The organism is Shewanella sediminis HAW-EB3, assembly GCF_000018025.1.
In the GTDB taxonomy this organism is placed as follows: Bacteria; Pseudomonadota; Gammaproteobacteria; order Enterobacterales; family Shewanellaceae; genus Shewanella; species Shewanella sediminis.
The window spans coordinates 2,291,047-2,304,348 of sequence record NC_009831.1; the positions used below are offsets into that span (position 1 = coordinate 2,291,047).

Annotated in this window: 8 protein-coding genes; 5 read left to right on the forward strand and 3 right to left on the reverse strand. The window is 46.1% G+C overall.

All coding sequences use genetic code 11. The features are described 5' to 3' along the window. Positions 1-8: 8 nt before the first annotated feature. The 3 genes from cybH to hyaA are packed head-to-tail and all read right to left on the reverse strand — an operon-like array spanning position 9 to position 3,540. Positions 9-674, reverse strand: coding sequence for a Ni/Fe-hydrogenase, b-type cytochrome subunit (gene cybH / locus SSED_RS09905; RefSeq protein ID WP_012142252.1), 666 nt, complete (start codon positions 672-674; stop codon positions 9-11). A 22-nt stretch (positions 675-696) separates the two neighbouring features. After that, the gene (gene hyaB, locus SSED_RS09910; RefSeq protein WP_012142253.1) at positions 697-2,400 is read right to left on the reverse strand and encodes a nickel-dependent hydrogenase large subunit; all 1,704 of its coding nucleotides are present in this window, start codon (positions 2,398-2,400) and stop codon (positions 697-699) included. A gap of 3 nt (positions 2,401-2,403) precedes the next feature. Further along, on the reverse strand, positions 2,404-3,540 hold the full coding sequence (gene hyaA / locus SSED_RS09915) for a nickel-dependent hydrogenase small subunit (protein ID WP_012142254.1): 1,137 nt from the start codon (positions 3,538-3,540) through the stop codon (positions 2,404-2,406). Positions 3,541-3,990: 450 nt separating this feature from the next. On the opposite strand from hyaA, the gene SSED_RS09920 reads away from it, so the two are divergent. From SSED_RS09920 to napA, 5 genes are all read left to right on the forward strand, one after another. Then, on the forward strand, positions 3,991-4,407 hold the full coding sequence (locus SSED_RS09920; protein WP_012142255.1) for a CBS domain-containing protein: 417 nt from the start codon (positions 3,991-3,993) through the stop codon (positions 4,405-4,407). 414 nt (positions 4,408-4,821) lie between these two features. After that, on the forward strand, positions 4,822-5,595 hold the full coding sequence (locus SSED_RS09925) for a substrate-binding periplasmic protein (protein ID WP_041421626.1): 774 nt from the start codon (positions 4,822-4,824) through the stop codon (positions 5,593-5,595). A 374-nt stretch (positions 5,596-5,969) separates the two neighbouring features. Then, positions 5,970-9,851, forward strand: coding sequence for an ATP-dependent RNA helicase HrpA (hrpA, locus tag SSED_RS09930; protein ID WP_041421627.1), 3,882 nt, complete (start codon positions 5,970-5,972; stop codon positions 9,849-9,851). Positions 9,852-10,498: 647 nt separating this feature from the next. After that, a complete protein-coding gene (locus SSED_RS09935) occupies positions 10,499-10,804 on the forward strand; it encodes a chaperone NapD (protein ID WP_012142258.1) in 306 nt (101 codons plus the stop codon). After that, positions 10,801-13,290 carry a periplasmic nitrate reductase subunit alpha gene (gene napA / locus SSED_RS09940; protein ID WP_012142259.1) on the forward strand — a complete coding sequence of 830 codons (2,490 nt, stop codon included), beginning with the start codon at positions 10,801-10,803 and terminating at the stop codon, positions 13,288-13,290. Before SSED_RS09935 ends, napA begins: the two co-directional genes overlap by 4 nt. Positions 13,291-13,302 lie beyond the last annotated feature (12 nt).

Genomic DNA, 13,302 nt, shown 5'->3' on the forward strand with positions numbered 1-13,302 from the left:
AATATCTACTAGTGCTTCTTGTGGTAATCATAACCAGAGACAATTGAATCTACAGAGTTATGCTTGAACCTGATACCTGACCATACGGCCATGTATACGTGCACAAGAACGAAGATGATAAATACCCAAGTAAGGTAGTGATGCCAAATTCTTACTTGTGCCAGTCCACCCATCTGTGCGGTGATCCAAGCTGCTGCATCCCACATCATGCCACCCATTCCAAGGTGGTAGACGTTGGCGTACAGTACCAGGCCAGTGATACAGATAATCAGAGCCATCAACGAGATCAATACATAGGTTGTGAACTGTAATGGTCCATAGACACCCGCTTTATTCAGGTGTCCCATCCATAAGTATGATTTCAAGTTTTTTACCCAGCTACTTACACTCGACACATCTCGGAAAGATCGACGTTCAATGTCGCTCTTGCCGAAGAAGAAGAGGTAAAAGCGCACCAGGGTGATGGCCGTTAACGCAAAGCCAAACACTAAGTGAGCAAAGCGGATATAGCTCTGAACCTGAATATCATTAGTTTCAGGTGCCACTAAAAATGGCCAAGATATATAAAATCCTGTGATAACCAGAACGAGTATCGACAGTGCCCGGAGCCAGTGAAAAATCCGGATCGCAGGGCTGAAGATCAAGTCTCTAGTATGGGTCGCAGAATGATTCATTTTGCTATCCCTCCCTTAGTGATTATTGGCCGTTGGGATCGATACGGAATTCACCCAACTCTTGTCCCTTAAAGTCCATAACATGTACAGAACAAGCCATACAAGGGTCAAATGAGTGAATGATTCGTATGACTTCCAGTGGTTTAGTTGGATCTTCCAACTTCAGACCAATCAAAGAAGCTTCATAAGGACCCATCTTTCCGTTGGCATCGACGGGACCTGCGTTCCAGGTTGTCGGTACTACGGCTTGATAGTTCTCTACAAGACCGCCTTTAATACGTATCCAGTGACTTAGCATGCCGCGAGGCGCTTCGATCATCGAGTGTCCAACGTACTCCTGACTGGAATCCATTACAGGTTTAACGTAGGTAGACTCATCAGATTGCATGTTGACAAGCATCGCATCGAACGTCTTCAGACCCTCTTCGGCGACAATTACAGTCTGTAACATACGCGCCGCAGTACGGCCTAAGGTCGTGAACAGGGCTTCAATAGGCAAACCAGTGGCTTCAAGCAGACCATTGACCGAGTCAACAACAACCTTGTTGCCTTTAGCGTAACTCACTAGCAAACTTGCAAGTGGTCCCACTTCCATTGGCTCATCGTCATAACGTGGAGACTTAACCCAAGAGTACTTACCGTCACCATCAAGGGTAGGTAGCTTACCGTAGACTGTGTCACGCTCAACAAAACCTGTGTAGTCTGGAACCGTTGTTCCGTCATACGGATGCTGTGCGCCGTCGGCTTTGTACCAGGCGTGGGTCACGTCTTCCTTGATGAGATCTGGGTTAATGTCGGTCACACCGGCAAGATCGCCGTTCATGATCACACCCTGATCAAACATGTACTGACCATCGGCCAATACGAAGTCGTTGGTAGCCATGAAGTTCTTCACGTTTACGCCACCAAGTACACTAGGTTCACCACCGAACGCTGCTGCAGCCATAACGATGTCGGCTTTATAGGCACGGTGGATGAAGTCAGTCACGATAGCATGCTTCTGCTTCCATTCCTGAAGACGCGCAGGGCTCAACATATCTCGAACCGAAGTCACACCACCAACAACCAAAGATTGTGGATGTGGAGACTTACCACCGAAGATAGCCAACATCTCTGCCGCGACACGTTGAACTTCCAGTGCCTTAAGGTAGTGAGATAGGGCGATCAGGTTTTGCTCAGGTGTAAACTTGTAAGTGCCATTACCCCAATACGCGTTAGCGAATGGGCCAAGCTTACCAGTTTCAACGAAACCTTTAACGCGCTCTTGTACGGCACGTAGTTCACCTTCACCGGCTGAAATAGGATTGGCGGTATACTTGAGCGCTTCTTGCGCCGCAGCAGCAGGATCGGCACTCAGTGCAGATACGACATCTACCCAGTCCAAACCATGTAGGTGATAGAAATGAACGATATGGTCATGCATATACAGTGATGTCTGCATCAATGAACGCAGATATTTCGCATTAAGAGGGATCTCAGTTCCTAATGCATTTTCAACTGCTTCAATACCGGCACGGTAATGAGAATAAGTACAAACACCACAAATTCTCTGTACGATCAGTCCGACATCCATAGGGGTACGACCCTTAAGGATGACTTCGATGCCGCGCCAAAGAGTAGAAGATGACCAAGCTTTGTTAATTACATTGTTTTCGTCGACTTCGACTTCGACGCGCAAGTGACCCTCAATACGGGTAATGGGATCGATTACTACACGCTTACTCATTGATTACTCCTCCAGTGGCTTGGCGAAAATGCTGGTAACGGCATGGGCGCCAATACCCACTGCAGTTGCTCCAAGAATAACGGCACCTACGGTGTCCGCAGTTGCATCAATTCCATGGAGGAGTTGTCTGCCAAGTGGCTTCTCAAAGTCAGCCATATCATCCCAGAAATTTGGCTCTGAGCAGCCCATACAACCATGTCCTGCAAGCACTGGCCAACTGGTATGATGGTTAAATCTTTCGGTAGGGCAGTTGTTATAGGTATAAGGACCCTTACAACCTACCTTATAGAGGCAGTAGCCCTCTTTAGCACCTTGGTCACCAAACTCTTCGACGAACTCACCTGCATCGAAACGGCCACGACGTTCACAGTTATCGTGTACACGTGCACCGTAAGCCCATTTAGGACGATTGAACATATCGAGAGCAGGAAGTTTGCCAAACATGATGAAATACATCAGTGTTCCGACAATGTTCTTCTCACTTGGAGGACAACCACCCAAGTTAATCACTGTCTTGTCGACTACTTCATGTATGCCTTTTGCACCCGTTGGGTTAGGCGAGGCTGCTTGAATACCACCGAAAGCTGCACAGGTACCGACAGAAATAATCGCTGCAGCGCCTTCGGCAGCATGCTTGACGATTTCAAGGCCAGTGTGACCTTTACAACCTACGGTTAGGTAAGCACCGTTGTTTGCTGTAGGAACTGCGCCTTCTACTGCAAGAAGATATTGGCCTTTGTAGGCCTCCATTGCATGTTCCAGGTTCTCTTCAGCTTGCCAGCCTGCGGCGGCCATCAAGGTTTCATGGTATTCCAATGAAACATGATCGAAGATAAGAGAATCCAGATTAGGCGTATCGGTTCTTATTAAAGACTCAGAACAACCTGTGCACTCGGCCATGTGTAACCAGATTAACGGTACTCTATCGGCAAGTTCCGCGGCTTCCGCGACAAGCGTACTGAATGGAAGGGGAAGTGCAAGCATCGCTGTTACAGATGCGCTCCACTTCATAAAGTCACGGCGTGTGATGCCATGTTCTTTCATTTTGCTAGTTAATGACTGTCCGTCTCGGGATTTGAGCTGGCGCAGCATATCCAAACGCGCCTGTCCCTGTCGATATAGGGCTGCATGTGTGTCCATGTTAAACCTTTGTTGTTGTTATGGAGTTGAATTGTTTTTGCTCACTTTGCAGCAACAAGTCTATGCCTAAAAAAATGAAGAATATTGACTCACATCAAGCTTTATCGTGCTTGAGACGAAAGTCGTGCATTAGATTTCATCAATATGAACTAGATCATCTTTCCTCTTTAATGTGGGTCAAAATGTCTCATCTTGAAAGTTTACTAGTTGGTGCTCACATTAATAAAAATCAGTAAATCTAGTGGTTTAAAGGAGAAGTTCTTGTTTTTTTGAGTGAACAAAAGATGCATGTGATAAGTGTTTTTAAAATGTTAACCCCTTGGTCTATTTGTTATTTATTACACTAACCCAACAAAATTAATTATTTAGATTAGCCTTATCGAATATTTTATATACAGTTTGTTAATTTCTTATGTAAACTGAAGTTAAGATAAACCACAGGGGAAGAAAATGGATTCAATCAAAGTTACCGAATATATGGACCGTCAACCCGTGCTGCTTACACCCGAAATGTCGTTGGCTGCTGCGGTCGACGCGTTATTAGAGAAGAAAAAACTAGGAGCACCCGTTGTGGACGCTTCGGGTCAGCTCGTTGGTTTCCTGTCTCAACAGGACTGCATGTCAGTGATGCTAAAAAGCAGTTACCACTGTGACTTAGTGGCTAATGTAAATGACTGCATGCGCAGCGATGTGCTCTGGGTATCGCCAGACGACAGCGTTTTACGACTGGCCGAACAGATGTTGGGGCCTAAACCGAAAGTTTACCCGGTAGTAGAAGAGGGCAAGGTGATTGGCACTATAAATCGCACCGATGTACTTAATGCCATCAATAAGTATATGCAGCAATGCTATCTCGCCCCGGCTTAGGCTCTTTTCATACGAATATCACGAGCATCACTAATATTACTAAGCTTCACTTTTTCAGCTAGGGGGCTCGCTGCACCTTGTGGTATAGCGAGTTAACCCTATTTCAGGTATGACCGACGACAGCGGCTCTTTTTAGGGCTAGCTCGCAGCACCTTATTTAAACGCCCACTCGATATCTCAAATCTACCTTTTGTCCACAATTTTTAAACTCATAGGTTAGTGAGTTCTCTGGTCGTGGCGAGCTAGTTAGGTGATCCGGTCAGGGCAAACTCTGATATACCAAGCTATGCTAGATGAAAGGTGAGGAAAATGACCTCTCCTCATTGTCATAATTAATGATGCTTGGACCTGCGCATTGAATAATTACGAAAGCCTCTTTTGAAAGGATTGTCAAAGTCGGTGGTGTTAAGGACTATGATGAACAAACTTCATGTTCTTCTATTTCTGATGATCAATCTGTTATTGCCAGCAGAGGGAGCTGAGCTTAAGTTTGTCACTCATGACTTTCCTCCTTTTAGTTATGAAAGTGGCGGGACCCTATCGGGAGCGGCTATCGATATTGTGCGTCAAACATGCAGCGAGATAGAGATAAGTTGTCCCATCGAACTCTTACCCTGGAAACGATCGCAATTTAAAGTCAGGCGGGGGCATGTGCAAGCAATGCTGGTGATAGGATGGAATAATAAACGAGCTCAATGGCTATCTTTTTCACCTCCACTTTTAAAAACTCAGTATGGATTCTTCGTTAACAGATCTAACCCGCTAGATTATCTGTCACTCTCAGACCTAGCCGGGGCTAGAGTCGGTGTATTGGAATCTTCTAATACCTTTAGCCATCTAACTAAAATCCGTCAGCAGATGATTGAGTCAAACCTTAAACCTATCAGTATTCAGGGGATCCATGACAATAATCTGGTGTTTAAGATGCTAGATAATGAAGGTCGAAACATAGAGATGATCTACTCCAATAGAGATGTCGGTAATACATTAATTGTTAATAATAATTTGAAAAATGTTCGTTATGCCGGCCCGAATGAAGAGTTGTACTATTATATCGGCTTTGGCCGTAAGCATGCCGACAAGGAGCTGGTAGAGCGCTTCAATAACGGTTTTATGAAGTTACAACAGGCAGGCGTCATTCAAGATATTTTAGCCCAATACAATCTGGAGGGAGTTGAGCCCGATTGATCCATCAAGCTGAAGGGGCTGTTTCATTGTGCTAATTATACCAGTTGCATTAAATAATTAACCAATTCAGAGCCCCTCAGGATTTGCAATTCAAGGCGCATTGATGAGGAAATGGTTACTCCCTTTCAAGTCAATGCAAAGCAGAAGTGGAAAGCCTGAGGGGCTCACTTAGTGCGAGTTTCAAAGCCCTTTATGCTGCACTGGATGCTTTCGATATAGAATAACTATTAGCTTCAATCATCCTACTTGCCTACAGAGCTTTGAATTCTCGCTGAATGGTCAGGTACTTAATGCAATTGGTATTAACCAAAATTATCCATACCAATAACCTCTTATCCTTGCTAGGATCCCTTTTTTGATCCTGGTAATGGAATCTGGACTTGAGTTCGCAACAACACCCTCTATCGAATGCTTATCTAAAACAGTGTTATCAATCCGATGCTTCTCGTATAAGACGGCGCCTTTACAGGCTCAATAAAGAGGCCGATTCAGATAAGAAACGTCTCACACTCGAGAAGCTTGAAGCGCAAGCGGTTGAAGCTTTTGAGAAGGTAGAGCGGAGGCGTCAAGGGCGTCCGGACATAAGCTATCCGGAAAGCCTGCCCATCTCACAAAAACGTGAAGAGATTGCCAGGGCGATTGCGGGTCACCAGGTGGTTATTATTGCCGGTGAAACGGGATCGGGCAAAACGACTCAATTACCAAAAATTTGTCTCGAGTTGGGTCTAGGTTGCCGTGGCTTGATTGGTCATACTCAACCAAGACGATTGGCAGCCAGAAGTGTCGCCAGTCGCGTAGCCGATGAGCTAAAGAGCCCGCTGGGCGAGGCCGTTGGTTTTAAAGTCCGATTTGCCGATGCTATCAATAGCGACTCCTATATCAAGTTGATGACCGACGGTATCTTGCTGGCCGAACTCACCAACGATAAGTTCTTAGACCAGTACGACACCATCATCATAGATGAAGCCCATGAGCGTAGCCTCAATATCGACTTCATCTTAGGCTACCTGAAAGAGGTCCTGAAGAAGCGTCCGGACCTTAAGGTTATCATCACCTCGGCAACCATCGATCTCGATAAGTTTTCAAAGCACTTCGGCGATGCCCCTATCATCGAGGTATCGGGGCGCACCTATCCGGTTGAGACCCGGTTCAGGCCGCTGGTGCGTGATAGTGATGAAGATCTGGACCTTACCGAAGGGATATTCGAAGCGGTCGACGAACTGACAGCGGAAGGGCCGGGTGACATTCTCATCTTTATGAACGGCGAGCGTGAAATTCGCGATGTGGCCGATCAGTTAAACCGACGTCAATATCGCGATACCGAGATATTACCTCTCTATGCGCGCCTCTCTTACGGCGAGCAATCGAAAGTGTTTAAGAGCCATGTGGGTCGCCGTATCGTATTGGCCACCAACGTGGCGGAAACCTCCTTGACGGTCCCCGGCATTCGATACGTTATCGATCCCGGTACGGCGCGCATCAGCCGTTACAGTTATCGCACTAAGGTTCAGCGTCTGCCGATTGAGCCCATCTCACAAGCCAGTGCCAACCAGAGGCAGGGGCGTTGTGGCCGTGTGGCACCGGGGATCTGTATTCGGCTTTACGCCGAGGACGATTTTACCGGTCGTCCGGAATTTACCGATCCTGAGATCCTGCGTACTAATCTCGCATCCGTTATCCTTAAAATGCTTTCGATTGGTCTTGGTGACATCGAAGCATTTCCATTTATTCAGCCACCGGATCAGCGTTACATTCGGGATGGTTTTCTGCTGCTCGAAGAGTTGGAAGCCGTTCAGAAAGCCAAAGGTCGTTTAGGATTAACACCACTGGGTAAGCAGTTGGCTCATATCCCTGTGGATCCACGTCTGGCGCGGATGGTGATCCAGGCTAATCAAAATGGCTGTCTGCATGAGGCGCTCGTCATCACCTCGGCGTTGTCGATACAAGATCCACGCGAACGTCCGATGGATAAGAAGCAGGCGGCGGATGAAGTCCACAAGAAGCACAGTGACAAAAACTCTGACTTCGTCTCTTTCGTTAACCTGTGGGACCACCTTAAAGTTCAGCAGAAGCAATATTCCTCCAGCCAATTCAGGAAGCAGTGTAAGAAGGAGTTTCTTGCCTACCTGCGGGTACGTGAGTGGCAAGATCTCTACGTTCAGCTGAAACAGGCGGTACATGACCTTAAATGGCGTCTCAATACCGAGCCTGCCGATTATGAACTACTGCATAAATCCTTGCTGACAGGCTTGCTCAGCCATGTGGGCTTTAAAGATAAAGACAACGAATACTTAGGTGCACGTAATCGTAAATTCTTTGTGTTTCCCGGCTCGCCACTGGCGAAGAAGGGACCAAAATGGATCATGGCTGCAGAACTCACCGAAACCTCGCGTCTGTTTGCCCGCTGTTGTGCCAAAATCCAACCTGAATGGATCGAGCCGTTAGCCGGACATCTGGTTAAGAAAAATTACCTTGAGCCTCATTTTGAAGCTAAGCAGGGCAGTGTTGTCGCCCTTGAAAATCAAGTTTTGTATGGCCTTACTATTGTTAATCGCCGTAAGACCCAATATGGGCCGGTTAACGCTATTGAGGCTCGTGAGATCTTTATTCGTAGCGCCTTAGCCGATGGCGAGCTCAGAACCAACGAATCTTTCTTCATCAAGAATCAAAACTTACTCAAAGAAGTTGAAACCTTAGAGCATAAGTCACGTCGCCGAGACATCCTGGTTGATGAGCAGGTTTTGGTGGACTTCTATGAGCCCCGTATCCCCGCCGGGATATACAATGCGCCAAAATTTTTCAGCTGGTGGAAACTCGAACGTAAGAAGAATCCGGATCTATTAGATTTCGAACGTGAGCAGTTGATGCAGCGCGGTGATAGTCATGTCTCAGCATTAGATTTCCCGGACTTTTGGCATCAGGGGAACCTTAAGTTATCTGTGAGCTACCATTTCGAACCCTCGGCTGAAGATGATGGGGTCGCGATTCATGTGCCGGTGGCCCTGCTTAACCAGATCCAAGATGTAGATTTTGATTGGCAGGTTCCGGGACTAAGAGAAGAGAAGTGCGTCGCACTGATTAGATCTCTGCCTAAAGCGATTCGTCGTAACTTCGTTCCAGCCCCTGACTATGCCAAAGCCTGCATGCAGGCTATGAAGCCCTTCGAGATGAGCCTAATTGATGCCATGTGCAAGCAGTTGCTTCGCATGACTGGTGTGCGTGTCAGTGCAGAAGACTTCGATGTTACTCAGTTGAGTAAACATCTGCTGTTTAATTTCAAAGTAGAAGATGATAAAGGGAAGTTGGTTGCTCAGTCTCGTGACATTGAGCAGCTTAAAGCCAGTTTACAGGGCGAAGTCTCTCATGCTATTCGCCAGGTTGCGGATTCGGGGATCGAAAAATCTGATCTCACTGAGTGGTCTTTTGGCGAGCTGCCGAGTCAATTTCAGCAGAAGAAGGGGAACTTTGAGGTCAAAGCATTCCCTGCTCTGGTCGATGACAGAGAGAGTGTATCAATCAAGTTATTTGATGATGAGAATGAAGCGATTCGGGCACACCGCTCGGGTCTGCAACGCCTCTTGTTGATCAACATTCCTTCACCGGTGAAACATCTGCAAAAAACCTTGCCCAATAAGGCGAAGTTGGCGATGTACTTCAATCCATTTGGTCAGGTACAGATTTTAATCGACGATATTTTAGCGGCCGCAGTACAACAGTTGCTTGATGAGAAAGGCGTCGATGTTCGTTCACAAGCCAGTTTCGAACAGGCGAAAGACTGGGTAAGGCAGGAGCTTAATCCAACAGCTGCCAAACTTGCGTTAAAAGTCGAAGAGATACTGACACTTTATCAAAAGATTAAGAAGCGTTTGAAGGGCAAGATCAGTCTGGATATCGCCTTTGCGATGAGTGACATTCAAACGCAACTGGATCAGTTGGTATTTAAGGGGTTCGTTGAGCGATGTGGCTGGCAGCGTCTACCGGATATGGTGCGCTACCTGAAGGCCATCGATAACCGATTAGACAAGCTTCCGGTTGACCCGAATCGAGACCGACTCCATATGCAAAGTATAAATAATGTTCAAAAGGAGCTTGAGGCACAACTGGCTAAGATCCCCAGATCGGTGGCGACGCCCGAGGCGCTGCTCGACGCGCGTTGGATGATTGAGGAATACCGGGTTTCCTGTTTTGCTCAGGTGTTAGGCACGGCTTATCCTATCTCTGAAAAGCGAATTCTGAACCGAATTAAAGAGGCATAACTCTCCTCAGCTAAGAGGTAAGAAACGCTTCTGGCAAGCGGCTATCTTATTCAATAAAAGCGCAGAAAACCCCTCTGCGCTTTTTTGTTTCCCCCAGGCGATTTCGTCTCTGCTTTTTATCAAAACATTCATTTTGATTATTTCTCTATGGTTTTAGCCATTACAAGGCTCTGTCTAAGCTCAGCCTAAGTTCTGAGTGCTTGATTTTCATACGCTCTTTCTGTGAGTCTTGTATCTATTTAGCGATAGGTTTACATCTTGTTAGCTAGCTGGTAGGGAGCTATTGCGATATGGATCACGCTAAAACTTGTCTTGGATCATGGTAATTATTTGAACGTTTGAATTTTAAGCTAAAATAGATAGATGCTTTTATTGATCTGCATCAAGTTTTGTACGAGAATTGTGATGCGAATCAAGCTGTGTGGGCTTTACCAAGTTAGAGGTATACAGCTTGCTATCTCCTTACGAGTACTATTTTCGTTAAGTTAATCGCTTGGTTGAAATTTTACATATTAACCATCAAATTTGTGCCTGAATTGATGGCTCACCTTGCGAAGGGTATAAGCCCTAAGTTGGAGTTGTTATGAGTTCCACTGCCCAAGCTGCGCCATTTCAGTATTTTCCCCAGATAGATAAGGAACGCCCACATGTCGTTAGCTGAGGCGCATATCTCAAGCCTACTAGTCCAGGTTAGCCCTGAGCACTTAAATACAACGAAAAAGCTGATAGAAGCGTTTGAAGAGGCCGAAATTTATGGCGTCAATGAAGTCGGAAAAATTGTTGTTGTCTTAGAGACCCAAACACAAGGTTTTATTACTGACGTGATTGAAAAAATAAACGATATGCCAGGTGTGCTCGGTGCAACAATGGTTTATCACCAAATTGATATCGAACCAGATACCAGCAATCTAACCCCTGATAAAAACGATAATGTTATCGAGGAACAAGTATGAAAATGTCTAGACGTGAGTTTATCAAAGCAAATGCAGCAGCTTCAGCTGCAGCGCTTGCTGGTGTTACTCTTCCTGCCACTGCAACGAACTTAATCGCATCAAGCCAAGAGTCAAAAATTCATTGGGATAAAGCACCTTGCCGTTTCTGTGGTACAGGTTGCTCCGTACTTGTTGGTACTCAGGAAGGTAAAGTTGTTGCCACCCAAGGTGACCCAGAAGCTCCTGTAAATAAAGGCCTTAATTGTATTAAAGGTTACTTTCTTTCAAAAATCATGTATGGCTCAGACCGGCTAACTCAGCCGCTGTTGCGTCAAACTAATGGTAAATTTGATAAGAACGGTGATTTTGCTCCAGTAAGCTGGGATCAAGCCTTTGATATCATGGCTGACAAGTGGAAAGCCGCGTTAAAAGAGAAAGGTCCGACTAGCGTGGGTATGTTTGGCTCTGGTCAGTGGACGGTAATGGAAGGCTATGCTGCATCTAAGATGATGAAAGCAGGTTTTCGCTCTAACAACATCGACCCTAACGCGCGTCACTGTATGGCCTCTGCTGTTGGCGGCTTTATGCGTAGCTTTGGTATTGATGAGCCTATGGGCTGTTATGATGACTTCGAAGAAGCCGATGCCTTCGTGTTATGGGGCTCTAATATGGCAGAGATGCACCCCATTTTATGGAGTCGCATCACCGATCGTCGCTTAAGTCATCCCCATGTGAAAGTGAACGTATTATCAACCTATTATCACCGTTCATTTGAACTTGCTGATAAAGGTTACATCTTTAAGCCACAGTCTGACCTTGCAATAGCCAACTTTATTGCTAACTACATCATTGAAAACGATGCGGTTAATTGGGACTTTGTTAATAAGCACACTCATTTCAAACAAGCCACTACTGATATCGGTTACGGTTTAAGAGATGAACACCCTCTACAAAAGAAGGCTGCTAACCCCAACGTTGGTAAAGTTCAAGCTATCGACTTTGAACAGTACAAAAAATCAGTAGCGCCATACACAGCCGAAAAGACTGCCGAGATGACGGGGCTTAGTGAAGATGAGCTAGTGACCTTAGCTAAGCAGTTCGCCGATCCAAAGATTAAGGTGATGTCACTTTGGACTATGGGGATGAACCAACATACCCGTGGCGTATGGATGAACTCGCTGGTTTATAACATCCACTTGCTTGTTGGTAAGATATCAGAGCCAGGAAACGGTCCATTCTCACTCACAGGCCAGCCTTCTGCTTGTGGCACGGCACGTGAAGTGGGTACTTTCTCGCATCGTTTACCTGCAGATATGGTCGTTGCCAACCCTAAGCATCGAAAGCTTGCTGAGAAGCTATGGAAGATCCCTGAAGGTACGATTCCACCAAAGCCAGGATTCCATGCAGTTTTACAAGATCGTAAGCTTAATGATGGTGCGCTTAATGCTTATTGGACCATGTGTAACAACAATATGCAGGCAGGCCCAAATATCAACGAAGAGCGCTTACCTGGTTACCGTAATCCAGAGAATTTTATCGTCTGCTCTGATCCTTACCCCACAGCAACTGCACAAGCCGCTGACTTGATTCTTCCTACAGCAATGTGGGTAGAAAAAGAGGGTGCTTATGGTAATGCTGAACGCCGTACACAGGTTTGGTACCAGCAGGTTAAAGCGCCAGGTGACGCTAAATCGGATCTGTGGCAGATAATGGAATTTGCGAAGCGCTTCAAAATTGAAGAGGTGTGGAGTGAAGAGCTAATTGCAAAGATGCCTGAAGTACGCGGTAAAAACATGTGCGAAGTGCTGTTTGAAAACGGCCAAGTGAACAAGTTCCCATTATCTGAAGCGCAAGAGCTCAATGATGATGCAAAAGATCAAGGTTACTATGTACAAAAAGGTATGTTCGAAGAGTATGCAAGCTTTGGCCGAGACCATGGACATGATTTAGCCCCATACGACCGCTACCATCAAGAGCGTGGTTTACGTTGGCCAGTGGTCAACGGTAAAGAGACCAAGTGGCGCTTTAAAGAGGGGTCAGATCCTTATGTAGGTAAAGGTAAAGGGTTTGAGTTCTATGGTAAGCCAGATGGTAGAGCATGGATTATCTCGGCACCTTACGAGGCGCCACCAGAGTCACCAGATGATGAGTTTAACCTGTGGTTATGTACTGGCCGTGTATTAGAGCATTGGCATACAGGTACCATGACACGCCGTGTACCTGAGCTGTACAAGGCCGTTCCAGATGCTGTTTGTTTCATGCATCCAGATGATGCTAAGTCACATGGTGTTCGCCGTGGCGATGAAGTGTTAATGAGCAACAAACGTGGTGAGGTCCGTGTGCGTGTTGAGACAAGAGGTCGTAACCGTCCACCAAAAGGCTTAGTGTTTGTTCCATTTTTCGATGCTCGTATTCTAGTCAACAAGCTGATTTTAGATGCAACTGACCCTCTGTCAAAACAGACAGATTTTAAAAAGTGTCCAATAAAAATTACTAAAGTGGGATAAGGCGGGTTTAAC

Coding starts and splice junctions, on each gene's coding strand:
- cybH (WP_012142252.1), bottom strand. CDS start 674: ATGAATCATTCTGCGACCCATACTAGAGACTTGATCTTCAGCCCTGCG.
- hyaB (WP_012142253.1), bottom strand. CDS start 2,400: ATGAGTAAGCGTGTAGTAATCGATCCCATTACCCGTATTGAGGGTCAC.
- hyaA (WP_012142254.1), bottom strand. CDS start 3,540: ATGGACACACATGCAGCCCTATATCGACAGGGACAGGCGCGTTTGGAT.
- SSED_RS09920 (WP_012142255.1), top strand. CDS start 3,991: ATGGATTCAATCAAAGTTACCGAATATATGGACCGTCAACCCGTGCTG.
- SSED_RS09925 (WP_041421626.1), top strand. CDS start 4,822: ATGATGAACAAACTTCATGTTCTTCTATTTCTGATGATCAATCTGTTA.
- SSED_RS09935 (WP_012142258.1), top strand. CDS start 10,499: ATGTCGTTAGCTGAGGCGCATATCTCAAGCCTACTAGTCCAGGTTAGC.
- napA (WP_012142259.1), top strand. CDS start 10,801: ATGAAAATGTCTAGACGTGAGTTTATCAAAGCAAATGCAGCAGCTTCA.